The sequence below is a fragment of the Microbispora sp. H10836 genome, from assembly GCF_012999525.1.
Classification (GTDB): Bacteria; Actinomycetota; Actinomycetes; order Streptosporangiales; family Streptosporangiaceae; genus Microbispora.
The window spans coordinates 308,403-333,530 of the sequence record NZ_JABBWU010000007.1 but is presented as its reverse complement, the minus strand read 5'-3'; the positions used below and the strand labels follow the sequence as shown (position 1 = coordinate 333,530).

Sequence of the window (25,128 nt, the reverse complement as noted above, 5' to 3'; positions counted from 1 at the left end):
TCTACAATGTAAAGGCGCCGGGTTACTACAAGATCATTTACGTCGATCAGAACCCTCTACGACAACGAGAGGAGCCATGCGAATCCGGACTCTCGGGCCGTTACATGTGGACGAGGCCCATATCAGAGGTGCGTGCCTGCGCGCGCTCCTGATCCGGCTGGCTCTGGAACCCGGGCGGGTGGTCGCCGCCGGGCGCCTCGTCGACGACCTGTGGGAGGAGCCGCCGGTGAACCCGGTGGCCGCGCTGCACTCCCTGGTGTCCCGGCTCCGCCGCAAGCCGCACCGCGACCTGCACAAGGGGCTGCGGGGCGCGGTGGTGTCGCATCCGGCCGGTTACCTGCTCGACGTCCCAGCGCGGGAGGTCGACGCGGCGGAGTTCGACCGCCTGGTGCGAGCGGGCCGGGCCGAGCGCGATCCGGGACGTGCCGCCGCCTCGTTGCGCGCCGCCCTGTCGCTCTGGCGCGGGGCGCCCCTCGCCGACGCGGCGGACCTGCCGTTCGCGCGGGTGGCCGCGGCCCGCCTGGAGGAGCTGCGCGATCCCCCCCACGGCCGGGGTCGTACCGGAGCGGCCCGTACGGGGGAACGCGCCGGCGCCGGTGACGAGCCTGGTCGGCAGGCGGGAGGACGTGGCACGGGTGCGGAGCCTGCTGTCGGCCGCGCGGCTGGTCACGCTGACCGGGCCGGGCGGCGCGGGCAAGACCAGGCTGGCGGTGGAGGTGGCGGGCGGGCTCGCCGCGTCCTCGAGCGTCTGGCTGGTCGAGCTTGCCGCCGTCGGGGACCCGGCGGACGTGGCCGCCGCGGTGGGCGCGACCATACCGGCGGCCGCGCGCGAGCCGGACGGGGATCCTGCCGGGCGGCCGCCGCGTCGCCGCTCGGCGCACTGGTGGAGGCGCTGGCCGGCCGGGAGCTCGTGCTCGTGCTGGACAACTGCGAGCACGTGGTGGACGGTGCGGCGGCGTTCGCGCAGCGGTTGCTGTCGGGGGTGCCCGGGCTGCGGATCCTGGCCACGAGCCGGGAGCCCCTGGACGTCCCCGGTGAGCACCTTCATCCGGTGCGGCCGCTGGCGCTGCCGGCCGGCGGTGTGGACGCGGCGCGGGCGCTCGAGTTCCCGGCGGTGGCGTTCTTCGCGGAGCGGGCGTCGGCGGTCCGTCCGGGGTTCGCCGTGGACGACTCCGTGGTGGCGGACGTGGTCGCGCTGTGCCGGGACCTCGACGGCCTGCCGCTCGCGATCGAGCTCGCCGCGGCCCGGCTGCGGTCGTTCACGATGCGGCAGCGCGCGGAGGCGATGGGGGTACGGCTGACGCTGCGCGGCAGCCGTACGGCGGAGCCGCGGCACCGGACGCTGTGGGCGGTGATCGACTGGAGCTGGGGTCTGCTGTCGCCGGGGGAGCGCGTGGTGTTGCGCCGGTTGTCTGTGTTCGCGGGCGGGGCGACGGCGGAGGCGGTGCGGCGGGTGTGCGGGGCCGATCCGGAGACGGTCGCCTCGTTGGTGGACAAGTCGCTGGTCGTGGTGACCGAGCCGGGTGGATCGTCGGTCCAGGCGGCAAAGGTGCGTTATCGGCTGCTGGAAACCGTCCGAGCGTACGCCGCCGGACGCCTGGAGGAGGCGGAGCCCGGGTTGCGGACGGGTGAGCAGCTTCGCCTGCTGGCGACGCTGGACGCCGAGCCTGGCGACCTCGACGCGGCGCTTGGCCATGCCGTACGCGCCGGGCGGGAACGGGTGGCGCTGCGGCTGTTCATGGCCAGGTTGTGGGCGTGGACGGTGCGGGGGCGGGGTGACGAGGCGGCGAGGTGGGCGCGGGCGATCCGGGCGGCGCTGGGCGGAGACGTGCCGCCCGGGCTGGAGCTGCCTGCCATGGTGTGTGCGCTGCCGGCGTCCGGCGGGCCGTACGCCTCGCCCGAGGCGCTGCGCGCGGTGGAGGAGACGGGTCTGCCCGCGCAGTTCCTGGCCACGGTCCATGTGGAGCTGGCCCGGGTGCGGGGGAGCGGGGTGACCGCGAGTCGGCGTGGCGGTCGCTGCGGTCGGCGCTGGAGTTGTCGGGGCTCGCGGGTGACGAGACGGTGCGGGCGATGGTGCTCGAGGCGGTGGCGGAGTGGTGCGCCGGGCGGCGACCTGTCGCGTGCCGCGCTGCTCGCCGGTGCCGCGCGGACGTTGCGCGGCCTGGACGGCGCACGGGCCCGGGGGAGCTGGGGCCAGGGGAGCTGAGGTACGTCAGGGCAGTTGCGCGCGCACCCATCGGGGATCGGGGTTGACGTGCGGGGTGCCCGCCACCACCACGGTCGGCACGGTCTCGTCGCCGCCGGTGGCCGCCCGGACCGCGGCGGCGCCTTCCGGGTCGCGCCAGATGTCGACCCAGTGCGCCCGATGGGCGTGCCTGCCGAGCCGCGTGCGCAGGCGCAGGCAGTAGCGGCAGCCGGGGCGCCAGTAGACGATCGGCCGGCCATCGGCCTCGCTGCGGCGCAGCGCCTCGGCGGCGCTCACGGACTTCGGGAACGCCAGAGGGGACAGCAGGGCGCCCGCCACCAGGAACAGCAGGAGCAGGGTGACTGCGCCGCCCGGGGATCCCTGGGCGGTCTGCCGGGCCGCCGCGGCGAGCCCGAGGGCGACGAAGAGGATCGGCAGCATCCATCGGCGCAGCATGGCGATGACGCTAGCGCACGTTCGCCTCGCGTCCGGCCTGCTGGGGTCACCACTGGCCGATGAGCGGCGTGCCCGGTTCGTGCTGTCGCCAGGCTTCGGTGAGGCGGCGGAGGCGGGCGGGGGCGGCGATGCTGCGCACGGTCGCGATCTTGCCGCCCGTGATGTCGAACGTCACGGCGCCGATGACCCGGTCGCCGATCACGAAGACGATGGCGGGGCCGCCGTTGACGAGCGCGTAGTGGATGGCGGGCGTGCCGCCGGCGAATCGCCGCTTCGCGGGGGTGGGTTTGAAACCGGCCCGTACGACGGCGGCGACGCGCTGCGGTGTGTCGTACCACACCAGCTTCCCGGCCAGGCCGGCGCCGTCGGAGATCGCGGTCGCGTCGTCGGTGAGCAGCGCCACCAGCCGTTCGGTGCGGCCCGAGGAGGCGGCGGCGAGGAATTCCTCGACGACCCTGCGGGCGGATGCGGGGTCGATTTCGCCGCCGCTGCGGCGCGCGATGGTGATGCGGCGCCGGGCCCGGTGGAGGTGCTGCTGGCTCGCGGACTCGGTGATGTCGAGGATCTCCGCGACCTCGGCGTGGCTGTAGGAGAACGCTTCGCGCAGGACGTAGACGGCTCGCTCGAGGGGCGACAGGCGCTCCATGAGCGTCAGCACGGCCAGGGAGACCGATTCGCGCTGCTCGAACGAGTCGGCCGGGCCCAGCATCGGGTCGCCGTCGAGGAGTGGTTCGGGCAGCCAGGCGCCGACGGTGCGTTCGCGGCGGGCTCGCGCCGAGCGGAGCCGGTCGAGGCACAGGTTGGTGACGACCTTGGTCAGCCATGCTTGCGGCACCTCGATCCGTTGCCGGTCCGCGGACTGCCACTGCAGGAACGCGTCCTGCACGGCGTCCTCGGCGTCGGCGGCGGAGCCCAGCAGCCGGTAGGCCAGTGAGGCCAGCCGGTTCCGGCCGGCCTCGAACACGCTGGTGTCGAAGCGATCCGTGGCGGTGCTGTCCACGTGGCCCACCCTAGGTCGTGTCTGACAAATCATGGCCTGCTGCGCGTGGCCCAGGCGGCGCCTCGCTGCGTTCTCGTCGTCGCCCATAGCTCCGCTATGGGCTCCTCCTCGGCCTTGCGATGCATCCACCTGGATCCCCGCTCGCGACGGGCAGCATTTGTCAGACACTCCCTAGGCGGCAACGTGACCGCCTTCCCTGTGGGAGATCGCCTTGTCGGCGGTCGCGTCCGCCGCGGCGGCCAGGCGGTGCTTGCGCTTGGGCATCCCGAAGGTCGGGTGCGAGGTGGTCCACAGCGACATCGTGAGGATGCCCGCCTTGATCCGCGCGGCCTTCCGGCCGCCCAGGTACTTCGGCTTCGCTTGCGCTTCGCCGTCGACCAGCTGCAGGATCCCGTCCCGCCGCCCGAGGCTGATGTGGTTGCCCGGGTAGGCCAGCGTGGTGTTCGCGATCTTGCGGCCGGTCAGGCGTCCCACGATCGCCTCGACGGCCTGCCGGCCGGTGAAGCCGGCCGAAGCGCAGGACATCGGCAGCGGTCGGCCGTTGTCGCCGATGGCATAGGCGCTGTCGCCGGCGGCGTAGACGTTCGGGTGCGAGACCGACCGCATGGTGCGATCGACGACGATACGGCCGTTTTCGGTGACCTCCAGCCCGCCGGCGGCGGCGAGGGGGGTGACCGCGAACCCGGCCGTCCACACGGTGGCGTCGGACGCCAGGGCGGTGCCGTCGGCGCACAGCACGCGCGTCGCTTCGACGGCTTCGACGGCGGTGTGCTCCAGGACGGTGATGCCCAGCCGGTCGCAGGCCCGGCGCAGGTGGCCGCGGGCCCCGGCGGAGAGCCGGGCGCCCAGCTCGCCGCGGGCGATGAGCGCCACCGACAGGCCGGGCCGGGATTCGGCGATCTCGGTGGCGGTCTCGATGCCGGTCAACCCGTCGCCGACGACCACCACACGCCCGCCTTCGCCCCGCCTGCCCAGGCTGTCCAGGCGCTCGCGCAGGCGCAGCGCCGAGGGCCTGGCGGCGACGTCGAAGGCGTGCTCGGCCACGCCGGGGAGGGCGTGGTCGTCGCCGTGGCTGCCGAGCGCGTACAGAAGCGTGTCGTAGCCGAGTTCGCCGCCGCCGTCGGCGTCGGCCACGGCGACGACCTGGTTCTCGGGGTCGAGGGCGGTGACGCGGGCCAGGCGCAGGCGTACCCCCGTGCCCGCGAAGACGTCGGCGAGCTTGGGAGCGTCGATGTCCTGGCCGGCCGCCAACTGGTGCAGCCGCAGCCGCTGGACGAAGTCCGGCACGGCGTTGACCACGGTGATCTCGGTGTCCGCCGGGGACAGCCGGCGGGCCAGGGTCCCGGCCACGTAGGCCCCGGCGTAGCCGGCGCCGAGGACGACGATGCGGTGCTTCATGTGATGCTCCTGTCGGCTCGCTTGTTCTCGCTTGCTTTTCGCTGACTTGAGCGGAACAGCGCCCCGATTCCTGACAGGAACCGCATGTGTCATGGGTCACAAAGGGGTGTCAGCGGTCGAGGCGGCGGTAGCGGCGGGCCGACAGCGGGAGGAAGACCGCGATGAGCAGCAGCGGCCAGACCAGGGCCATGACCGCGGCGTGCTCGGCGACCCAGGTGGTGCCGCCCGCGCCGGGGTTGCCGAACAGGTCGCGGGTGGCGGCCATGGTGGCCGACAGGGGGTTCCATTCGGCGACGGCGGCGAGCCAGCCGGGCATGGTGCCGGTCCAGGCGAAGGCGCTGGACAGGAAGCCGACGGGCCATACGAGGATCTGGACGGCCATGACGGCTTCGGGGCCGTTCAGGGTCAGGCCGAGGTAGATGCCGACCCACAGGAAGGCGAAGCGCAGCAGCAAGAGCAGTCCGACGGCGAGTGCGGCGCGGGCGGGGCCTTCGTGATAGCGCCAGCCGACGGCCAGGCCGCAGACGATCATGACGGCGAGGCCGAGGACGGTGTTGAGCATGTCGGCGACGCTGCGGCCGAGGACGACGGCGGAGGAGGCGATGGGCATGGAGCGGAAGCGGTCGGTGACGCCCTTGGTGGCGTCGCGGGCGACGGCGGTGAATGTGGCTTCGATACCGAAGAGCATGGTCATGGCGTACATGCCGGGCATGAGGAATTCGCGGTAGTCGCCGCCGCCCGGTACGGCCATCGCGCCGCCGAACAGGTAGCCGAACATCAGCACGATCATGACGGGGAACAGCAGAGCGGCCACGAGCCGGCCGGGTGTGCGGGCCCAGTGGTGAAGGCTGCGCAGGGTGACGGTCCAGCCGTCGGCCAGGGCCCACCGCAGCCGCGCGGCCGCGGTGCGGGGGATCTCGGGTGCGGTGACGGTCATGCCGCGGCCGCCTTTCCTGTGGTGTTCTCCGTGGTGTTCTCCGTGGTGTTCTCCGTGGTGTTCCGTGCGCCGGTGAGGTGGAGGAACACCTCGTCCAGGGTGGGCCGTCGCAGGGCGATGTCGGCCACGGTGATCCCGGCGGCGTCCAGGGCGCGCAGGACCTCGGGGAGCGCGGTGGATCGGTCGCGTACGGGTGCGCTGACGCGGCGGGCGTCGGCGTCCACGTCCACGGAGGCGTCACCCGGGGCGCCGGTCACCCGGCCGACGATCGCGGCGGCGGACGGCAGGTCGGCGGTGTGGCGCACGACGACGTCGAGGCGGTCGCCGCCGAGCGCGGATTTCAGCTCGTCGGGGGTGCCCTCCGCGACGACGCGGCCGGCGTCGACGACCGAGACGCGGGAGGCCAGCTGGTCGGCCTCCTCCAGGTATTGGGTGGTGAGGAGCACGGTGGTGCCCGCGGCGACGAGGGCGCGGACGGCGTCCCACACCTCGGTGCGGCCGCGCGGGTCCAGTCCGGTGGTGGGCTCGTCGAGGAACAGCACCGGCGGGGAGCAGATCATGCCGACCGCCAGGTCGAGGCGGCGGCGCATGCCGCCGGAGTACTGCCCGACGGGTTTGGTCCCGGTGCCGGCGAGGCCGAACCGGGCGAGCAGTTCGTCGGCGCGGGCGCGGGCCGCGGCCGGGCGCAGATGGTGGAGGCGGCCGAACATGACGAGGTTCTGCCGGCCGCTCAGGATCTCGTCGAGGGCGGCGTGCTGGCCGACCAGGCCGATGCTGCGGCGTACGTCGGCGGCCTGGCGTACGACGTCGAAGCCGGCGACGCGGGCCGTGCCGCCGTCGGGCCGCAGCAGCGTGGTGAGGATCCGGACGGCGGTGGTCTTGCCGGCGCCGTTCGGTCCGAGCAGGCCGTGCACGGTGCCCTCGCGGACGGCGAGGTCGACGCCGTCGAGGGCGGGGGTGTCGCCGTACCGCTTGCGCAGGCCTTCCGCTGTGACCGCGTGCGTCATCGCGTTTCTCCGTTCAGGGTTGGTACGGCGTACCGTACAGCATACGGAACCAGGGTGCGCATAGAATTCGCAGGCGATGACGGAGTACAGCTCGCAGGGAGACCCGGCGCGGAGTCTGGCCCTGCTGTGGCGCACGGGTGAGCGGACCGGACGCAGGGGCAAACCGGATCTCAGTGTCGACCGGATCGTGCGCGCGGCGATTTCGGTGGCCGACGCCGAGGGCCTGGCCGCGCTGTCCATGCGGAGGGTCGCCGAGCAGCTCGGTGTGGGGACGATGTCCCTGTACACCTACGTCCCGGGTAAGGCCGAGCTGATCGATGTCATGGTCGACACGGCGTACGGCGAGCTGCCCGCGCCCGCGGAGGTGGCGGGCGGCTGGCGGGGCAGGCTGGAGCTGATCGCCCGGGAGAACCTGGCGCTCTACCGGCGGCATCCGTGGATGCTGCAGGTGTCGACGACGAGTCGCCCCCCGCTCGGCCCCAACCTCATCGCCAAGTACGACTACGAGTTGCGGGCGGTCGACGGCATCGGCCTGGACGACCTCGAGATGGACTCGGTGGTCACGCTGCTCAACGGTTACGTGAGCGGCGCGGCGCGGGGCGCGGTGGAGGCGGCGCAGGCGCCGGGGGAGACGGGCGTCACCGACGAGCAGTGGTGGTACGCCCACGCGCCCTATCTGGCCAAGGCGTTCGATCCCCGGCGTCATCCGCTGGCGGCCCGGGTGGGCGCGGCGGCGGGCGAGGCCTACAACGCGGCCTACGACCCGGACCAGGCGTTCGAGTTCGGCCTGCAGCGCGTGCTCGACGGCATCGGGGCGTTCGTCGCCGCCCGCACCGCCGGACGAGGCCCTGTCTAAGAGGCCCTGTCTAAGAGGCGCCGTCTAAAGAGTCGGTAGGCCGGGCGGAGGATCCGCGCGTGCCTGCGTGACTACGCCCCCCGGTCCGGGGAACCTGCCCAGGCGGAGATCCGCACAGCGGCGGCCGGGGGACGGGGGCAGGGCGATGGCGACCACCGCGGGCGAGGCCGGGACCGGTCCGGCGCCGGCCAGTCTGCGCCTGCCGGGCATCGTGCTCGGGGTGGGGCTGGGCGGGTTCGTCGACGGGATCCTGCTGCACCAGCTCCTGCAGTGGCACCACATGCTGAGCAGCACCGACAGCGACCGCATCGGGGTGCGGTACTACGACCCCCGCACGGTTTCGGGGCTGGAGATGAACACGGTGTGGGACGGCCTGTTCCACACCGTGTGCTGGCTCGCGGTGCTCATCGGCCTCGCGATCCTGTACTCCCGCGTCACCCGCGAGCGGCGCCGGGTGTGGACCTCGCGGGTGCTGTGGGGGTGGGTCCTGGTCGGCTGGGGTGTCTTCAACCTCGTCGAGGGCGTCCTGGACCACCACATCCTGGGCATCCATCACGTCCGCGGCGGCCCCGACCAGTTGTGGTGGGACCTCGGCTTCCTCGTCCTGGGCGCGCTGCTGCTCGCCGGGGGTTACCTGCTCGCGCGTAGCGGGCGGTCCTTCGACCCCGCCGGGGCTCCCGCGTGAACGACCACGGCGCCCACTTCGCAGGGGTCTCCGGCGTGCTCGCGCCGGTCCTCGTCCTGCTCGTGTACCTTCACCTGGCCCGGCGGGCGCGCCGCCGCAACCCGGTCCTGGGCTGGAGAGGGTGGCGTACGGCGAGCTTCGCCGCCGGGCTCGTCCTGGTGGCGGCGGCGCTCCTGCCGCCCGTCGCGTCCCTCGCCCACGCCGACTTCCGCGGTCACATGGTGCAGCACATGCTGATCGGGATGTACGCCCCGATCGGCCTGGTGCTGGGCGCCCCCGTCACCCTGCTGCTGCGGACCCTGCCCGTCGCCGGGGCGCGGCGGCTGACCGCCGTCGTGCACAGCCGTCCCGGCCGGCTGGCGGCCCATCCGGCGACCGCCCTGCTGCTGTCCACCGGCAGCCTCGTGGCGCTCTACTTCACGCCGCTCTACGACGCCGCCGCGGCGCACCCGGCGGGGCACTGGCTGCTGCACGCCCACTTCCTGCTGTCGGGTTGCCTGTTCGCCCATGTCATCGCCGGTCCCGATCCCGCGCCCGCCAGGCCGGGCGTCCGTGCCCGCCTGGTCTACCTCGGTTGTGCCATCGCCGTGCACGCGGTCGTCGCGCAGCTGATGTACGCCGGCTTCCGGGTGGGCGTGCGGGCCCCCGTGGCCGAGCTGCGGGGCGGGGCGGAGATCATGTATTACGGCGGCGACATCGCCGAGCTGCTCCTCGCCGCCGCCCTGGTCACGACCTGGCGCCCCGATCGCCGTGATCGCCGCGGGGGACCGGCGCGCCGGCCGCGGCTGGCACACGACCCCGTGTAGGCCAGGAGGACACCCGAGAACACGGGCAAGGCCGTGCCGCCGTACGGCCGGGCTCAGGCTTGGGTGCCGAGCCACTCCTGGAAGGCGGGTCCGGCGAGCTTGGCGTGCGGGCCGGGCAGGAAGGCGCCGTCGGCGGCGATCTCGGCATCGGGCATGCCGGACCCGTCGACGCCGACGACCTTGACGCCTCGCCGGGCGCCGAGAAGCCGGGCCGCCTCCGCCATGGTCTGCGTGCGGGGGCCGGCGATCTCGGGGGTCGGTGTTCCCGGGGCGGGCGCGCCGGGGGCGAGCGTACGCAATCCCGAGAAGTTGTCGCGTCTGGAGCGGGAGACCGCCGTGACCCGCTGAGCCCGGCGAGAGCGAACGCGCATGCCCTGACAGCACACCGGCCTGCCGCCGCGGTGCGGGGGCAGGCCGGTGTGGGGGGGTGACGGTCGTCAGGCGCGGGCGGCTATCCGGGTGAGGATCGGCTGGACCAGGCGCGCCGCCAGGGGGCCGAAGGCCGCCAGGATCAGGACGTACGCGGCGGCCAGGGCGCCGAGGTCGGGGTGGGCGCCGGCGGCCACCGCCAGCCCCGCGATGACGATGTTGAACTCTCCGCGGGGGATGAGCGCGATGCCGGCCCGGACCCGTCCGGCGCGGGCGATGCCGGCGCGGCGGGCGGCGTACCCGCCGGTCAGCAGCTTGGTGATCATTGTCACCACGGCGAGACCGGCGGCCAGGCCCGCGGCGGGCAGGATCTTGGTGGGGTCGGTCTGCAGGCCGAAGAAGACGAAGAAGACCGCGGCGAACAGGTCGCGCAGCGGCGCGAGCAGCGCCTGGGCGTCTTCGGCCAGTTCGCCCGACAGGGCGATGCCGACGAGGAACGCGCCGACCGCGGCCGACACCTGCAGCTGCTGGGCCAGTCCCGCCACCAGCAGCGCCAGCCCGACCACCTTGAGCATGAGCACTTCGGAGTTGGGGCTGGCGACGAACGCCTCGATGTAGCGGCCGAAGCGGAGCGCGACCAGCAGCACCACGCTCACCGCGGCGAGCGCGATGGCCACGGTGATCGCCCCGGCGACGGCGCTCAGGCCCGCCAGCATGGCGGTCAGGACCGGCAGGTAGACCGCCATCGTGAGGTCCTCGAAGACCAGCAGCGACAGCACCACGGGGGTCTCACGGTTACCGATCCAGCCCAGGTCGGACAGGACCTTGGCGGTGATGCCGGAGGAGGTGGCGTAGGTGACACCGGCCATGGCGACCGCGGCGACCGGACCCCAGCCGAGCAGCAGCGCCAGGATCGCGCCTGGGGCGGCGTTGAGCACGAGGTCTACCAGGCCGGCGCGGGCGTTGCCCTTGAGGCTGGTCACCAGTTCGTCGGCGTTGTATTCCAGGCCGAGGGTGAGCAGCAGCAGGATGACACCTAATTCGGCGCCGGTGGCGATGAACTCCTCGCTGGTTGCCAGCGGGAGGATGCCACCGGTACCGAAGGCCAGGCCCGCGATGAGGTAGAGGGGGATCGGGGAGATGCCGACGCGCAGCGCCAGTGCCCCGAGGATGCCGAGTCCGAGGACGACGGCGCCGAATTCCAGGAACAGTATCGCGGTATTGTGCACGCGCTGCCCTCAGCCGCTGGCGAAGATGTCGGCGACGGCGGCGGTGCTGTCCTCGCTGCCCACCACGACCACGACGTCGTCCGTGGCGAGGACGAAGTCGGGAGCGGGGCTGGCGAAGACGCGTCCGGCGCGGACCACGGCCACGATGGAGGCTCCGGTGCGGGTGCGCACCTGGGCCTCACCCATGGGGCGGCCGGCGTAGGGGGTGCCCGGCGAGATCGGCAGCTGGACGCTGACCAGGCCCTCGACCTCGCGGTGCAGTGCGTTGAGCCGCTGGACGATGCGGGGGGCGCCGAGCAGTTCGACGAGCGCGTCGGCCTCCTCGTCGTTGAGTTTCACCGTCTCACAGGCCCTGTCGGGATCGTCGGGGTCGTAGATCACCAGGTCGCGTCGCCCGGTGCGGTGGGAGACGACTCCTATTCGCCGTCCCGAGCGGGTGGTGAACTCGTGCCGCAACCCGATCCCCGGCAACACCGTCTGCTCGACATCCACGGCGCTGCTCCTCCGTTCAATAGGTCAATGTCTGCCCAGGAACCTACCAATGATGGGCTGACGTCTCATTTCCGGCTCTTCGTTGGCGTCGCTGGAGGTATGGCAAGCTGTCGGGGTGGACGACGACCTCGAACACGCGCTCGTCGCGGTCGGGCCGCGGCTGCGCGCGCTGCGCCGGCAGCGCGAGACGACCCTGGCCGACCTGTCGGCGGCGACCGGCATCTCGGTGAGCACGCTGTCGCGCCTGGAGTCGGGCGCGCGCCGGCCGACCCTCGAACTGCTGCTGCCCCTGGCCCGGGCGCACGGTGTCACGCTGGACGAGCTCGTCGACGCCCCGCCGACCGGGGATCCCCGCGTGCATCTGCGCCCGGTCGTACGCAACGGCATGACCATGCTGCCCCTGAGCCGCAGGGCCGGGGGGATCCAGGCGTACAAGCTGGTGATTCCGGCGGGCAGCGGCAGGAGGAAGCCGGAGCCGAAGACCCACGAGGGCTACGAGTGGCTTTATGTGCTCAACGGGCGGCTGCGGATGGTCCTCGGCGAGCAGGATCTGGTGCTCTCCCCGGGTGAGGCGGCCGAGTTCGACACCCGGCTGCCGCACTGGTTCGGGGCCGCCGACGCGCAGGCGGTGGAGTTCCTCAGCCTGTTCGGGCAGCAGGGTGAGCGCGCCCACCTGCGTGCCCGCCCGAAGGCCAAGCAGGAGCCTGCGCTGTAGGGGGTCTACGCGGGGCGGCGCGCGAGGGTGAGCAGGTGGCCGCTGACGCCGAGGAGGGACGGCACGCGTTCCAGGGCGCGCTGGGCGTCGAGCATGAGCGCGCGGCGTTCGGGGTCGTCGAGCCAGTCGTCGACGTCGCCGTACAGCCAGAAGGCGCCCTCCAGGCCGTACCGCTCGGCCTCGGGCAGTCCGGCGTCGGCGAACTCCCCGACAACCTCGTCGGGCTCGTGGAAGTAGGCGGAGAAGCCGTGCCCGGGGGACAGCATGACGCCGTCCGTCACGGCCTCGTGCGCCGCGCGCCGCTCCGGCTCCTGCGTGTAGTGCCCGAGGTAGATCGTGTCGTGTACGGCGGCGTAGCGGTTGATGGTGGCGGCGGCCACCAGTCCTCCGGGGCGCACCACGCGGCGCGCCTCGGTCAGGGCCGTGACCCGGTCGGCGCGGTCGGCCAGGTGGTAGAGCGGGCCCAGCAGCAGGACCGCGTCCGTGCTCGCGTCCGGTGCGGGCAGGTCGCGTGCGTCGCCCAGCCGGGCCGTCACCCCGGTCAGGGCCCCGGCCCGCTCGACGTGGAGCGGGATCGGGTCGAGGAGCTCGACCTCGTAGCCGTCCGCGGCCAGCCATTCGGCGTGCACGCCGGTGCCGCCGCCGACGTCGAGCACCCGGGCGGGCGGCGACGGCAGTGCCCGGCGCAACACGTCCTGTGTCCGCCACAGCTCCAGCCGGCCTCGCCCCGCGCGGAGCCTGCCGTGCTCCCTGTCCTGCTCGTAGTAGGCGCGCACTTCCCGCGTCACCGACATGACCGGCTTTCTCCTCGACTCGTCGGGCCGTACGGCGTGGTCGCCGCCCGGCGGGGGTTATCGGCCGCCGGCGGCGCGGCCGAGGAACAGGGCTCGCTCCCGCTCGTTGCCCGTCAGCGACGCCGCCCGTTCGAACTCCCGCCGCGACTCCTCCGTACGGCCCAGCCGGGCCAGCAGGTCCCCGCGTACGGCGGGCAGCTGGGGGTAGCCGCGCAGGGCCTTGTCGGCGGCGACGGCGTCGGCGATCTCCAGCCCGCGCGCGGGGTCGCCGGCCATCGCGACCGCGACGGCGCGGTTCAGCTCCACGACGGGGGAGGGGGAGACGTGGGCGAGCACCCGGTAGAGGGCGGCGACGCGCTCCCAGTCGGTGTCGCCGGCGTGGGCCGCGCGGGCGTGACAGGCGGCGATGGCCGCCTGCAGGGCGTAGGGGCCGAAGACGCCGCCGAGCGACTCGGCCCGCTCCAGCGCCTCCAGCCCGCGGCGGATGAGCAGCCGGTCCCACAGCCGCCGGTCCTGGTCGGCGAGCAGGACCGGGGCGCCGCCGGGTCCGGTGCGGGCGCGCAGGCGGGAGGCCTGCAGCTCCATCAGCGCGGCCAGGCCGTGCACCTCCGGTTCGCGGGGGAGCAGGCCCGTCAGGAGACGGCCCAGGCGCAGCGCCTCGTGGCAGAGGTCGGGACGGGTCCAGTCGTTGCCCGCCGTGGCCGAGTAGCCCTCGTTGAAGATCAGGTAGACGACTTCCAGCACGGACGCCAGCCGTCCGGCCAGCTCGTCCGGGGCCGGCATCTCGAACCTGACTTCTTTCGCGGTCAGGGTGCGCTTGGCGCGGACGATCCGCTGGGCCACCGCCGGCTCGGTGGCGAGGAAGGCCCGGGCGATCTCCCCGGTGGTCAGGCCGCCGAGCAGGCGCAGCGTCAGCGCGACGCGGGCCTCGGTGGTCAGGGCGGGATGGCAGGCGGTGAAGATGAGCCGCAGCATGTCGTCGCGGATGTGGTCGTCCATGTCGGCGTCCGGGTCCGGCTCCGGCCTGCTGCCGATGTCGCGGCCGATCTCCTGGAGCTTGCGCTCGTAGCGGCCGCGCCGGCGCAGGTGGTCGATCGCGCGGTGCTTGGCGGTGGCCATCAGCCAGGCGCCCGGGTTGTCCGGCACGCCCGCCTCCGGCCACTGCTCCAGCGCGATGAGCAGCGCGTCCTGGGCGAGTTCCTCGGCCAGGCCTACGTCGTCGACGAGGCGGGCCAGCCCCGCGACGAGCCTGGCCGACTCGATCCGCCAGACCGCCTCGATCGCGCGGTGCGCCGCGAGCCGCGGCTCGGTGCCGGTCACGGGGTGCTCAGGCCGGCGGGGCGAAGTCCTCGGGGCCGAGCACCTTGACCACCTCGGCCTCGCCCTCCCAGCCTTCCCACAGGTCGCGGTGCAGGCGCATGAAGCGTGAGGTCCACTCGACCGCCTCCTCCTTCGACCGCACGTCGTACAGGGCGTAGCTGATCAGTTCCTTCGACTCGGCGAACGGGCCGTCGGTCACGCTGAGCCCGCCCTCGGCGAGCCGTACGGCCGCCCCGGACGCGCTGGGGGCCAGGCCGGCGGTGTCGAGCAGGGCCCCGGCGACGGTCGCCTCCTGGCCGAGCTTGGCGATGGCCTCCATGAGGTCGGCGGGCGGCGGGGTGGCGGGCTGGGCGGCCCTGAGCAGAACCATGTATCGCATCGGTCGTCTCCCTCCAAGCAATGATCTATCAGGTGATCGTGGGACGGGTCAGGCGTTCCGGTAGACGTGCACGGCCAGGGCGCCGATCCAGGCCCAGCCGAGCACCACGGCGCCGGTGAAGGCGAGGTTGGACCAGGCCGCGCCCGCGGCGGAGACCATGGCCAGGAAGCCGGCCGCGAACAGCGCGCCGGTCGCCCGCGACCCCCACGCCCAGGCCGCCCGCCCGCTGCGGGCGAAGCGGCGGGCGAGGACGAAGCAGGCCGCGACCAGGCAGGCGAATCCGACGCCGCCGGAGGCAAGGTGCGCGATGCCGTGCCAGCTGACCTCGCCGCCGGGCACGCCCCGGGGGAAACCCTGGGCCGGGTCGGCCCGGAAGGCCCCGGCCGCCAGCAGGCTCAGGCCGTAGACGGCCAGCAGGCGGGGGGCCCAGCCGCGTCCGGCGGCCCGGCGCAGGCCCGCGGCGAAGGCGATGGTCATCGCCCCGGCCAGGACGAGGTTCGTGATGTGGATCCAGCCGAGGTCGCCGTTGGCGAGCAGGCTCCAGGCGTGCCGGGTCAGCTCGAAGCCGTCCCGCGTGAGGGCCTCGGTGAGCGACACCCCGACGTAGATCGGGCCGGCGATCACGCCGTACCCCAGCAGGCTGCGGGTGACGGCGCTCTCGCGGTCGCAGGCGCGGGACGGGGTGCCGGCGTGAGCGGTGGCGGTGGTCATGGGCGGTTGTCCCTTCGGGCGAGGGCCGGTCCCTCACCGGCCCTTCACTCACTCCTCGAACGGGACGACCCCGTATCGACACCTCTCCCGGATTTTTTCAAGATTTTTCTCGAGGGCTCCGGTGTGGGCGGGAGGCCGCCCATCGCGTTCCGGTGCATGAGCGGCACCCGGAGGACGAACCGCGCGCCGCGGGGAGAGTCCTCGATCCGCAGGGCTCCCCTATGCGCCCGGGCGATGTCGCGGGAGATCGCAAGACCCAGCCCGGTGCCGCCGGCGTCCCTGCGCCGCCCCTCGTCCAGCCGGGTGAACCGGTCGAAGACCCGCTCGCGGTCGTCGGGCGCGATGCCGTTCCCGTCGTCGGTCACCGTCACGACCGCCTGGCCGCCGGCGGACCCGACCTGGACTGTGACGCCGGTCGCCGCGTGCCTGCGCGCGTTGCTCAGCAGATTGTTCACCAACCGGACCAGCTGCACCCGTGAGCCGTGCACCCACACGTCCCCGGTCGTGCGGACCTCCACGGGCGTACGGCCGGGGTGTGCCTTCACCTCCTCGGTCACCAGCGCGCCGAGGTCGATCGGCTCGTGCGGTGCCGGCTGGCCGCCGCGTAGCCGGGTCATCGTCAGCAGGTCCTGCACGATCGCCTCCAGGCGGCCGGTGGCCGACAGCGCTCCCCGGATGGTGTCGCGGGGGTCGACGTGGTCGGGGTGGAGCAGCGCTTCCTCCAGTTGCAGCCTGAGTCCGGCGATCGGTGTTCTGAGCTCGTGGGAGGTGACGGAGGCGAGCCGGCACTGTTGCTCCGCCGGGCGTAGCGCTCGACCGATGATCCACCACATGAGGCGGCCACCCGACAGGACGATGAGGAGCGCGGCCCCCGCGATGAGGTATTCGAGGTGGTGTGTCGCCAGGAGGGGCGGCTCGGCCGTTCCGGCGTAGACGACGGGGGCGTCGGGGGCCGGCGACACGCGGTTGGCCATGAGCAGGACGCATCGCTCGCCCGGCCCGCACTCGACGCGCCGCTGGAGCCGGTCGTCCGGCCCGGGCCTGAAATCACTCAGAGGCGGCCGTCCGGTCGCCGCCGGGCTGGCGTCCACGACCCTGCCCCGCGCGTCCACCAGCTGGACCAGGTCGACTGTGCCCGAGACGGGGGCGGTGCGCGGCAGCGTGCCGTTGCGCACCTGCGCGCTCCACAGGGCGGCGACCTGCTCGGCGTCGAAGAACACCCTGTCTTCGACCCTGTAGCGGATCGCCAGGTCAAGGCTCACGCCGCCCAGGACCGTGAAGAGCAGGGACAACACCGCCACGGCTGTCGTGTAGCGCTTCTGGATCGAGCGCAGGAACGGCATCGGCCTCACCATTCTCCTGCCGCACCCGTGGACGGTCGGTACCACGAAGGGCAGATTGGACGATTTCGTCCACTTTGCGGTCAGTTGTCCGATTGTGTCAAATTGGCGACAGGGGCCCTGACGTGGGCTTTCACGTGGTCCAACGCCATGTCGAGGGCGACCATGAGGGGCCGTTCGTCCTGCATGGTCTCGGCGAGCAGGTAGCCGCCCTGAAGGGCGGCGATGACCGCGACGGCGAGTTCCCGGGGATCGGTGCCGGGGTCGAGCTCGCCGCTTTCCCGCATCCGGGCGAGGCCGTCGGCGAGCAGTCCCTGCCAGGTGTCGAAGATGCCCGCCAGGGAGCGGCGGGCGTCGTCGTACCGGCCGGCGACCTCGTTGGCCAGTGAGCCGATGGGACACCTGTAGGGCTCGCCGCGCTCCCGGCGGCTCGTCACCAGCCAGTCGCGCCATCGTTCGAGATCTCGCATCGAGCGCACCTGGTCGAGCTGCGGCTTCTGGGTAGAGACCATGCGATGCTTCCGCATCGCGATCACCTCGGCGATCAGGGCTTCCTTGTCCGGGAAGTAGTGATAGAGCTGTGACTTGCTGATGCCGCAGGCGTCCACCACCTGATCGAGGGTCGTGGCCGCGACCCCCTGCCTGAACATGAGGTCGGCGGTGGTGGCGACGATGCGGTCGCGAGTGGCCGCGCCGCGCGCGGTGAGCCGTGGGGAATCCTTCCTCGACCCTCGATCGGCCATGCGACAACCCCGCCTTCGCGCACCCGGTCCCGCTGGAGATCAGCCCGATAATACCCGACATACCACCATAAACTGGACGAAATCGTCCAGTTCGCCTCCGATCGTCTTCGAGCCCGCGGACCTGGTCCGCGCGGGCGGCCCGGCGTACGGCGCTCGGCGGGTGGGATACGTTTCTAGCTGGGCGCCGGGCCAGCGAGCGGCCGATCGCCCGCGGAACACGAGGAGATCAGGCACGTTGCCCGACACGCACGACCCCGCAGGCACCGGCGCGGACGCCCCGGCGGGCCCCGGCGGCAGGCGGATCGGCCTGCGGGCCGACTGCGCGAACTGCTTCGGGCTGTGCTGCGTCGCGCTGCCCTTCGCCGCCTCGGCCGACTTCGCGATCACCAAGGACGCCGGACGACCGTGCCCCAACCTGCGGGACGACTTCCGCTGCGGCATCCACGCCCGGCTGCGCGACAGCGGCTTCCCCGGCTGCACCGTCTACGACTGCTTCGGCGCCGGGCAGAAGGTCTCGCAGGTCACCTTCGGGCGCAGCTGGCGGGACGAACCGCGGACCGCGGCCCGGATGTTCGAGGTCTTCCCGGTCATGCGGCACCTGCACGAGCTGTTGTGGTACCTGGACGAGGCGCTGGCCCTGCCGGCGGCCCGCCCGATCCACGCCGAGTTGCGCGGCGCGTTCGAGGAGACCGAGCGGCTGACGACGGGCACCCCCGACGACCTGCTTGGCGTGGACGTCGCCGCCCACCGCGAGAAGGTCAACGTGCTGCTGCTGCGGACGAGCGAGCTGGTGCGGGCGCCGGCCGGGGGCCGCGCTCCCGACCGCAGGGGAGCCGATCTCATCGGCGCCCGGCTGAGGAAGGCCGACCTGCGCGGCGCCAACCTGAGGGGCGCCTACCTCATCGGGGCGGACCTGCGGGGGGCCGACCTGCGCTGGGCGGACCTCATCGGGGCGGACCTGCGCGGCGCCGATCTCGGCGGAGCCGACCTCACCGAAAGCGTCTTCCTCACCCAGGCCCAGGTGAACGCGGCCAAGGGGGACGAGGCCACCAAGCTGCCCCCGGGCCTCACCCGGCCGACGCACTGGTCGGGCCCCGCGGCCCGTCCGCCCGCGGCGGCGGGCCGGGCGCCCGCCCGCAGGCCGCGCCCCCGCCGCCGCTGAGGCAAGCGCCCCTGCTCGTCTCGTAGCCGAGCGCGGCGGCGAGGTCGTCCAGGTGTCCCGCCACCGGGCCGAGCGTCAGCACGCCGCTGCCCGCCCCGGCCAGTTCACCCGCCGCGGGCAGCAGCGCGGCGTACGCGCGTTCCATGGTCGTGCGGTCGCCGAGGGTGAGGGCCGCCCGGGCGGCCAGGCACCACAGGGCCTCCGTCAGCAGGTCGCCCGGCGGCTCGGGAAGTGCGCGCAGCGCCGCCGCGGCCTCCATCCGGTGGCCGCGTGCCAGCAGCACCAGAGGCCGGGCCCACGGCGCGTACGGCCCCCAATCGGCGTGTACGTCGTCCGGTGCGGGCTGCGCGTGCCGCAGGCGCAGGCACAGCAGCGCGAGCGGCAGCAGGCCGCGCTCCATGCCGGGCATGCCGGCGCCGTCCAGCCGCGCGGCGGCCTCCCGGTAGGCGGCCTCGGCCTCCTCCACCGGTGCCCGCCCGGTCGCGTCCAGGCGCAGCGCCCGGTACCAGCCGGTGAACACCCGCACCAGGGGCCGCTCGTGCCGTACGGCCAGGCCCTCGGCGGCGGCGGCATGCGCGTCGGCGGCCGGGAAGTCCGCGAGGGCCGACCCGGCCTGCATCCGGACGAGGTGGCCGAGCACCTCGAAGGTGACCAGGCCGTGCCGGGCGGACAGGTCCACCAGTTCGGCGCCGATTCCGTCGCGGCGGGCGGCCAGGCCCGTGCGGTGGAAGGTCTGCATGAACACGCCGCTCAGCGCGAACGCCAGCAGCGCGGGGTCGTTCAGGCGGCGGGCGATCTCCTCGGCCTGCCGCGCCGCCCGCGGCCCGGGGCCGGAGCGGGCGCCGCGCGACTCCAGCGCGATCGTCGCCAGCAGACGGGCCCGGGCCGCCTCGTGACCGGCGGCCTCGTGACCGGCGGAGAGGGCGGCCAGTGTGCGCCCGGCCGCCGCCACGATCCGCGCCGCCTGACCGGGGTCGTCGGAGCGGGTCCAGATGGCCGGGACGTCGAAGGCGCCGATCACCCGGGCGGTCAGCTCCGCGTCACCCAGTTCCTCGGCCGCCTCGACGGCGGCCACGCGGTGCTCGCGGGCCGCCCGCAGGCCGCCGCCCCCGGTCACGGCGAGGTCGCGCAGCAGCCCGGCCGTCGACTCCAGACGGGCCCGTGCTCCGGTGGCGACCGTGCGGTCGTACGCGGTGGTCGCCTCGGCCCACACCCGTTCGGCCGCGCCGGCGGCTCCGGCCGGGGTGGGGTCGAGGTGGCCGGCCTGGCGCAGGATGTCGGTCTCCAGGCGGCGCAGCCCCGGGCCGGGGTCCACTCCCAGCTCGTCGACCAGCAGCGCCCGCGCCCGGCGCAGCACGGCCAGCGCGTCGCCCTGCCGCCCGCCGCGGTACAGCGCGAGCGCGAGCAGCCGCCAGCCCTCCTCGCGCCAGGGATGCCCGGCCGTGTGCGCGTCCAGGTCGGGCACCGCCTCGGCGGTCCGGCCCAGGGCCAGCAGCGCCTCGGCCCGGCGTTCGACCGCGTGCAGCCGCAGCTCGGCCAGGCGGGAGCGCTCGGCGCGAGCCCAGTCCTGGTCGGCGAACTCCGCGTAGGCGGGGCCGCGCCACCACCCCAGCGCCTCCTCCAGCCGCCCGAGCCCGTCGTGCGGAGGCAGCGCCGCGGCGGCGGCCACCGCGTGTTCGAAACGCCAGGAGTCCACCGCGTCGGTCGCGGCCCGCAGCGCGTACCCCGGTCCCTCGGTGACCAGCAGCCGCGCGGGGGTGCGGGGCGGCCGGTCGGGTTCCAGGGCGCGGCGCAACGCCGCCACGAACGTCCGTACGGCCCCGAGCGCCCCCGCCGGCGGTTCGTCCCACAGGTCGTCGATGAGGCGGGTGACCGGGACGACGCGGCCGCGGGCGACGATCAGCCGGGCCAGCACCGCGCGGTGCCGGGGCCCCTTCAGGGCGATCGCGGCGCCGGCGCCGTCCCAGGCCGTCACCGGCCCCAGCACCCCGAACGCGATCCCCACCTGCGCCCCCCTCCAGGTCACGGCACCTGTCACGGTAGCGCGCTGACCGGATGCTCATTCACGCCCGGCAGCCTGGGGGCACATCCGATCCCGCACAGAAAGGGAACGCGTCATGGCGCCTGTCCTTCCCGGTTTCGACTACCTGCGCGTGCCGGTCGCCGACGGTGTGTCGCTGAACACCGCCGTCGCCGGGTCGGGGAGCCCGATCGTGCTGCTGCACGGCTTCCCCCAGACCCACCTGATGTGGCGGCACGTCGCCGCGGACCTGGCCGCCGGCCACACCGTGATCTGTCCCGACCTGCGCGGCTACGGCGCCAGCGACAAGCCTGCCGAGGCCGGTCCCGAGACCTATTCCAAGCGCACGATGGCCGCCGACGTCGTCGCCCTGGCCCGGGCGCTGGGACACGAGCGGTTCGCGCTGGCCGGGCACGACCGCGGCGCCCTGGTCGCCTTCCGCGCCGGGCTCGACCACCCGGCGGCGATCAGCCACCTGGCCTGCCTCGACGTGCTCCCCACGCTGGACATGTGGGAGGTGATGCACGGCGCCGCCGCCGCGGTCGGGTTCCACCTGTACCTGATGGCCCAGCCGCCCGGCCTGCCCGAGCGGGTGATCGGCGCGAGCGCGGACGCGTTCTTCGGCCACTTCCTCGACCTGTGGACCCTCGACCGCGGGGCGATCCCCGGCGACGTACGCGCCGCCTACCTGGACGCCTGCCGTACGGCGGTGCCCTCGATCGTGGCGGACTACCGCGCGTCGGCGGGGATCGACGCCGACCACGACCGGGCGGACCGGGAGGCCGGGGCCCGGCTGCGGATGCCGGTGAGCGTGCTCCAGCAGGACTGGGGGGCCGCGCTCGGGTACGACGCCGTGGCGCTGTGGGGCGCCTGGGCCCCCGACCTGGTGCACTCCACGGTCGCCTGCGGGCATTTCATGGCCGAGGAGGCCCCGGCCGTCGTCGCCGGGGCCCTGCGCGCCCTTCTCACCCGCTGAGCCGGGCGAACGCGGCCTGCCCGCCGATCCGGTCAGCAGGCGACGTCGGCGGGCGGGAGCGTCCCGGTGGTGAGGAAGGCGTCGACGGCGCCGTTGAGGCAGGCGTCGCCGAACGACGGGTACGGCGCGTGGGTGTGGGCGTCGATGGTCACCAGGCGCGAGCCGGGGATGTGCGCGGCGACGGCGCGGCTGTTGGCGATCGGGACGGCCACGTCGCGCAGCGCCGCGGTCACCAGGACCCCGGGCGCCCGGTTGGCCGACAGCCGCACCGGCTCGTCCTTGATACGGGGCCAGAAGGCGCACGGCGTGATGTTGGCGTTGGTCGGCCCGAACAGCGGATACCGCGCGCCGTAGGAGGCGAGGTCGCGCAGGTAGTCGCGGGGGTCGCGCGGCCAGGGGCCGTCCCCGCACCGGTAGGCCATGTTGGTCGCGGTGTGGTTGTCCGCGGGGACGCCCGGCACCCCGGCGGGCGGCAGCGGCCGGAGGGGGAACGGCACGTACGGCTCCCGCCCGGCGGCGAGGTCGGCGAAGGCCGCCGCGACCAGCCCGAAGGAACGCTCGTCGTAGATGCCGGCCACGAGCAGCGACCCCAGTTCGCCGCCGGTCCAGGCGTGTCCCGCGACGACGAGGGGGCTCGTCGCGGCACGGCGGATGAGCCCGGTGACGGCGCCGGTGACCTCCTGCGCGGTGGCGCCGAGGCCGTAGTCGGCGTCGCGCGCGGCCGCCCAGGCGGCGAAGGCGGCCGTGCCGGCCTCGAACGCGGGGGTGCGCGCCAGCTCGTACGGCCGCCACGCCGTGTCGCCGTAGGGCGGGCTGTCCAGCACGAACCTGTCCACCCGGCCGGGGAACAGGGTGCTGTAGGTCGCCCCGAGCATCCCCGCGTACGACCCGCCGAGGTAGGAGATCTTCTCCTCGCCGAGCGCGGCCCGGATGACGTCCATGTCGCGGGCCGCGTTCGCCGTCGTGGCGTACGGCAGGGCCCACCCGGCGGCGCGCACGCAGTCGCGGGCGTACGCGCGGGCCTCGGCGGCGTCGGCGGGGAAGCTCCCGGGGGTGGCGGTGCGCACCCAGTAGCCGCCGGTCTCCTCCAGGTCCTGCCCGCAGCCGATGGGCGTGCTCCGCTCGACGAAGCGCATGTCGAAGCCGATCAGGTCGTATCGGGCCCGTACCTCGGGCGACAGCAGGGGCGCCAGGGTCGACGGCAGCGGCACGCCCGGTCCGCCGGGGCCGCCTCCGGTGGTGAGCAGCACGCCCCGGCGGCGGGCCGGGTCGGTCGCGGGCAGCCGCGAGATCGCGATCGTGATCGTCCGGCCGCGGGGACGGCGGTGGTCGAGCGGCACGGTGACCTCCGCGCAGCGCAGGGCCGGGTCGCCGACCCCCGCGCAGTCGCCCCAGCGCAGCTGCCGCCCCGGCGGCCGCCCGGGCCGCTCCCCCGGATCCTGCCGCGGGGCGAGGGCCGCCGCCTCCGCGCCCGCCGCCGACGCCGGGACCATCGGCGGGAGCAGCACCGTGGATGCCACCGTGGATGCCACGGTGACCACCACGCCGGCCAGGATCCGTGACACGCGTGCCCAGTGAGCCATGCCGCACACCATGGACGACGCGGGCGCGCGCGCCAACGGCCCGGGTCCGCGTGTCCGGCTGTGGGAGAGATCGCGCTGCTCCGGGACGCGGCCTTCGTGCCCGGGCGTGAAACTTTCCCGTGTGCGTGAGAGTGTGTCCGGATCGGACGGCCGGCTCCGACGTCCTTTGCGCGGCGGTGCGGCAGGCGCCCGCCGGAGAGGAGCGAACCGTGAAATACATGATCATGCTGTACGGCTCGCAGCAGGACTACGACGTCCTCGCGGGACGGCCGGGCCACACGCCCGCCTGGTCGGCCGCCGACGTCGCGGCGATGCACGCGTTCATGACGGAGTGGAACGACGACCTGGTGAAGTCGGGCGAGTTCGTCGACGCCCAGGGCCTGACCGCCCCCGTCCACGCCCGCAGGATCCGGCTGCGCGAGGGCGTCCCCGTCGTCACCGACGGCCCGTACGCCGAGACCGAGGAGGTCCTGGCGGGCTACACGATCGTCGAGTGCGACAGCTTCGACCGGGCGACGCAGATCGCCGCACGCCTGGCGCGCACCCCGCATCCCGAGGGCGCGGCCCTGGCGCACGAGTGGTACGTGGACGTGCGTCCGATCGCCGAGTCGCAGGCCGAGCTGGAGCTGTGACGACGCCTCGCGGCGAGACCGAGGACCTGCTGCGCGGCCTGGCGCCGCGGGTCCTCGGCGCGGTCGTGCGGCGGTACGGCCACTTCGACACCGCCGAGGACGCCGTGCAGGAGGCGCTGCTCGCCGCCGCCGTCCGCTGGCCGGAGGACGGCCTGCCGGGCAACCCGATGGGCTGGCTCGTCACCGTCGCCGGCCGCAGGCTCACCGATCTGCTGCGCGCCGAGCAGGCCCGGCGCGGCCGGGAGGAGGCCGCCGGCAGGCGGGCGCTGCCCGAATGGCGGCCCGCGCCCGCGGCGGACAGGTCCGCGGCCGGGGCCGACGACACGCTGACCCTGCTGTTCATGTGCTGCCATCCCGCGCTGTCGCCCGCCTCGCAGATCGCCCTCACCCTGCGTGCGGTCGGCGGCCTGACCACCGCGCAGATCGCGCGGGCGTTCCTGGTGCCGGAGGCGACCATGACCCGGCGCATCACCCGGGCCAAGCAGCGCGTCAGGGACAGCGGCGTTCCGTTCGGCATGCCCGCGGAAGCCGACCGCGACGCGCGGCTGCGCGCCGTCCTGCACGTGCTCTACCTGGTCTTCACCGAGGGGTACGCCGGGGATGCCGGCGGGGCCGGGCCTCGCCGGGAGGACCTGGCGGCCGAGGCGATCCGGCTGGCCCGCATCCTCCACCGGCTGCTGCCGGGCGACGGCGAGGTGGCCGGGCTGCTCGCGCTCATGCTTCTCACCGACGCCCGCCGTGCGACCCGCGCCGCCCCGGACGGCACGCCGATCCCGATGGCCGAGCAGGACCGGACCCTGTGGGACGCCGCCCGCGTCGCCGAGGGCGTGGCGCTGGTCGACGCCGCTCTGGCCCGGGGCGTGCCCGGGCCGTACCAGATCCAGGCGGCGATCGCCGCCCTGCACGACGAGGCGCCGAGCGCGGAGGTGACCGACTGGCCGCAGATCGCCGCGCTGTACGCGGTGCTGACCGGGATGTCGGCCAATCCCGTGACGGCGCTGAACCACGCGGTCGCGGTGGCGATGAGCCGGGGCCCGCGGGCGGGGCTGGATCTGCTCGCGGGACTGGAGGACGACGAGCGGCTCGCCCGCGATCACCGCCTGCCCGCGGTGCGCGCGCACCTGCTGGAGATGGCGGGGGAGCGGGCCGCGGCACGGGAGGCCTACCTCACGGCGGCCCGGCGGGCGGCGGGCTTGCCGCGCCGGCGCTATCTCAACGCCCGCGCCGCCCGCCTCGGTGACGACGCCTGGACGGACAGATCGTAGGCCGCACGTCCCGCCGTTGGACGAAGCCGGCGACCAGGGTTGACAACAGGCAGGCAGTTCACCACGCT

At 74.2% G+C, this 25,128-nt stretch carries 25 protein-coding genes; 9 read left to right on the top strand and 16 right to left on the bottom strand.

What is annotated here, in order from left to right:
* Positions 1–76: 76 nt before the first annotated feature.
* Complete coding sequence (locus HHX30_RS16300; RefSeq protein ID WP_169982776.1) at positions 77–2,206, top strand: BTAD domain-containing putative transcriptional regulator; 2,130 nt, start codon at positions 77–79, stop codon at positions 2,204–2,206.
* Positions 2,207–2,212: 6 nt separating this feature from the next.
* Here the strand turns inward: HHX30_RS16300 and HHX30_RS16295 are convergent, their stop codons facing one another.
* The 5 genes from HHX30_RS16295 to HHX30_RS16275 form a co-directional block, all read right to left on the bottom strand.
* Entirely contained in the window at positions 2,213–2,641 is a 429-nt protein-coding gene (locus HHX30_RS16295) for a glutaredoxin domain-containing protein (RefSeq protein WP_169982775.1), read from the bottom strand.
* A gap of 46 nt (positions 2,642–2,687) precedes the next feature.
* Positions 2,688–3,641 (bottom strand): sigma-70 family RNA polymerase sigma factor, encoded by a 954-nt coding sequence (locus tag HHX30_RS16290; protein WP_169982774.1) that lies wholly within the window; start codon positions 3,639–3,641, stop codon positions 2,688–2,690.
* 171 nt (positions 3,642–3,812) lie between these two features.
* Positions 3,813–5,039 (bottom strand): NAD(P)/FAD-dependent oxidoreductase, encoded by a 1,227-nt coding sequence (locus tag HHX30_RS16285; protein ID WP_169982773.1) that lies wholly within the window; start codon positions 5,037–5,039, stop codon positions 3,813–3,815.
* Between the two features lie 109 nt (positions 5,040–5,148).
* Positions 5,149–5,976: an ABC transporter permease gene (locus HHX30_RS16280; RefSeq protein WP_169982772.1), complete on the bottom strand. Its 828-nt coding sequence runs from the start codon at positions 5,974–5,976 to the stop codon at positions 5,149–5,151.
* Complete coding sequence (locus tag HHX30_RS16275; RefSeq protein WP_169982771.1) at positions 5,973–6,983, bottom strand: ATP-binding cassette domain-containing protein; 1,011 nt, start codon at positions 6,981–6,983, stop codon at positions 5,973–5,975. The genes HHX30_RS16280 and HHX30_RS16275 overlap by 4 nt, the downstream gene beginning before the upstream one ends.
* A 76-nt stretch (positions 6,984–7,059) precedes the next feature.
* Here HHX30_RS16275 and HHX30_RS16270 point away from each other — a divergent pair, with 76 nt between their 5' ends.
* From HHX30_RS16270 to HHX30_RS16260, 3 genes are all read left to right on the top strand, one after another.
* On the top strand, positions 7,060–7,839 hold the full coding sequence (locus tag HHX30_RS16270; RefSeq protein WP_169982770.1) for a TetR/AcrR family transcriptional regulator: 780 nt from the start codon (positions 7,060–7,062) through the stop codon (positions 7,837–7,839).
* Positions 7,840–7,984: 145 nt separating this feature from the next.
* Positions 7,985–8,524, top strand: a complete 540-nt coding sequence (locus HHX30_RS16265) for a DUF2243 domain-containing protein (RefSeq protein ID WP_169982769.1) — start codon at positions 7,985–7,987, stop codon at positions 8,522–8,524.
* Positions 8,521–9,330, top strand: coding sequence for a cytochrome c oxidase assembly protein (locus tag HHX30_RS16260; RefSeq protein ID WP_169982768.1), 810 nt, complete (start codon positions 8,521–8,523; stop codon positions 9,328–9,330). The genes HHX30_RS16265 and HHX30_RS16260 overlap by 4 nt, the downstream gene beginning before the upstream one ends.
* Positions 9,331–9,383: 53 nt before the next feature.
* Here the strand turns inward: HHX30_RS16260 and HHX30_RS16255 are convergent, their stop codons facing one another.
* The 3 genes from HHX30_RS16255 to HHX30_RS16245 all read right to left on the bottom strand — a co-directional run bounded on the left by HHX30_RS16255 (position 9,384) and on the right by HHX30_RS16245 (position 11,420).
* Positions 9,384–9,701 (bottom strand): hypothetical protein, encoded by a 318-nt coding sequence (locus tag HHX30_RS16255; RefSeq protein WP_211592069.1) that lies wholly within the window; start codon positions 9,699–9,701, stop codon positions 9,384–9,386.
* 66 nt (positions 9,702–9,767) lie between these two features.
* Positions 9,768–10,928 (bottom strand): cation:proton antiporter, encoded by a 1,161-nt coding sequence (locus tag HHX30_RS16250; protein WP_169982767.1) that lies wholly within the window; start codon positions 10,926–10,928, stop codon positions 9,768–9,770.
* A gap of 9 nt (positions 10,929–10,937) precedes the next feature.
* Positions 10,938–11,420 carry a cation:proton antiporter regulatory subunit gene (locus HHX30_RS16245; protein ID WP_169982766.1) on the bottom strand — a complete coding sequence of 161 codons (483 nt, stop codon included), beginning with the start codon at positions 11,418–11,420 and terminating at the stop codon, positions 10,938–10,940.
* Positions 11,421–11,535: 115 nt separating this feature from the next.
* Between HHX30_RS16245 and HHX30_RS16240 the strand changes: the two genes are divergently transcribed.
* Positions 11,536–12,135 carry a helix-turn-helix domain-containing protein gene (locus HHX30_RS16240; protein WP_169982765.1) on the top strand — a complete coding sequence of 200 codons (600 nt, stop codon included), beginning with the start codon at positions 11,536–11,538 and terminating at the stop codon, positions 12,133–12,135.
* A 5-nt stretch (positions 12,136–12,140) separates the two neighbouring features.
* On the opposite strand, the gene HHX30_RS16235 is transcribed toward HHX30_RS16240, so the two are convergent.
* From HHX30_RS16235 to HHX30_RS16210, 6 genes are all read right to left on the bottom strand, one after another.
* The gene (locus tag HHX30_RS16235; RefSeq protein WP_169982764.1) at positions 12,141–12,929 is read right to left on the bottom strand and encodes a bifunctional 2-polyprenyl-6-hydroxyphenol methylase/3-demethylubiquinol 3-O-methyltransferase UbiG; all 789 of its coding nucleotides are present in this window, start codon (positions 12,927–12,929) and stop codon (positions 12,141–12,143) included.
* 57 nt (positions 12,930–12,986) lie between these two features.
* Positions 12,987–14,249, bottom strand: a complete 1,263-nt coding sequence (locus HHX30_RS16230) for an RNA polymerase sigma factor (protein ID WP_311922473.1) — start codon at positions 14,247–14,249, stop codon at positions 12,987–12,989.
* Between the two features lie 7 nt (positions 14,250–14,256).
* Positions 14,257–14,628 carry a YciI family protein gene (locus HHX30_RS16225; protein ID WP_169982763.1) on the bottom strand — a complete coding sequence of 124 codons (372 nt, stop codon included), beginning with the start codon at positions 14,626–14,628 and terminating at the stop codon, positions 14,257–14,259.
* A gap of 48 nt (positions 14,629–14,676) precedes the next feature.
* Positions 14,677–15,339, bottom strand: a complete 663-nt coding sequence (locus HHX30_RS16220) for a DUF998 domain-containing protein (protein WP_169982762.1) — start codon at positions 15,337–15,339, stop codon at positions 14,677–14,679.
* A 44-nt stretch (positions 15,340–15,383) separates the two neighbouring features.
* The gene (locus HHX30_RS16215; protein ID WP_169982761.1) at positions 15,384–16,682 is read right to left on the bottom strand and encodes a HAMP domain-containing sensor histidine kinase; all 1,299 of its coding nucleotides are present in this window, start codon (positions 16,680–16,682) and stop codon (positions 15,384–15,386) included.
* Between the two features lie 80 nt (positions 16,683–16,762).
* Positions 16,763–17,422, bottom strand: a complete 660-nt coding sequence (locus HHX30_RS16210) for a TetR/AcrR family transcriptional regulator (RefSeq protein ID WP_169982760.1) — start codon at positions 17,420–17,422, stop codon at positions 16,763–16,765.
* A 235-nt stretch (positions 17,423–17,657) separates the two neighbouring features.
* On the opposite strand from HHX30_RS16210, the gene HHX30_RS16205 reads away from it, so the two are divergent.
* Positions 17,658–18,584 (top strand): pentapeptide repeat-containing protein, encoded by a 927-nt coding sequence (locus tag HHX30_RS16205; RefSeq protein ID WP_249350094.1) that lies wholly within the window; start codon positions 17,658–17,660, stop codon positions 18,582–18,584.
* On the opposite strand, the gene HHX30_RS16200 is transcribed toward HHX30_RS16205, so the two are convergent.
* The gene (locus tag HHX30_RS16200; RefSeq protein ID WP_396704064.1) at positions 18,490–20,610 is read right to left on the bottom strand and encodes a BTAD domain-containing putative transcriptional regulator; all 2,121 of its coding nucleotides are present in this window, start codon (positions 20,608–20,610) and stop codon (positions 18,490–18,492) included. The genes HHX30_RS16205 and HHX30_RS16200 overlap by 95 nt on opposite strands.
* Before the next feature lie 91 nt (positions 20,611–20,701).
* Between HHX30_RS16200 and HHX30_RS16195 the strand changes: the two genes are divergently transcribed.
* The gene (locus HHX30_RS16195; RefSeq protein WP_169982758.1) at positions 20,702–21,580 is read left to right on the top strand and encodes an alpha/beta fold hydrolase; all 879 of its coding nucleotides are present in this window, start codon (positions 20,702–20,704) and stop codon (positions 21,578–21,580) included.
* Between the two features lie 32 nt (positions 21,581–21,612).
* Here the strand turns inward: HHX30_RS16195 and HHX30_RS16190 are convergent, their stop codons facing one another.
* Positions 21,613–23,163: an alpha/beta fold hydrolase gene (locus tag HHX30_RS16190; RefSeq protein ID WP_169982757.1), complete on the bottom strand. Its 1,551-nt coding sequence runs from the start codon at positions 23,161–23,163 to the stop codon at positions 21,613–21,615.
* A gap of 218 nt (positions 23,164–23,381) precedes the next feature.
* On the opposite strand from HHX30_RS16190, the gene HHX30_RS16185 reads away from it, so the two are divergent.
* A complete protein-coding gene (locus tag HHX30_RS16185; RefSeq protein ID WP_211592105.1) occupies positions 23,382–23,795 on the top strand; it encodes a YciI family protein in 414 nt (137 codons plus the stop codon).
* Positions 23,792–25,060 carry an RNA polymerase sigma factor gene (locus tag HHX30_RS16180; protein ID WP_169982755.1) on the top strand — a complete coding sequence of 423 codons (1,269 nt, stop codon included), beginning with the start codon at positions 23,792–23,794 and terminating at the stop codon, positions 25,058–25,060. The genes HHX30_RS16185 and HHX30_RS16180 overlap by 4 nt, the downstream gene beginning before the upstream one ends.
* Positions 25,061–25,128: the final 68 nt, after the last annotated feature.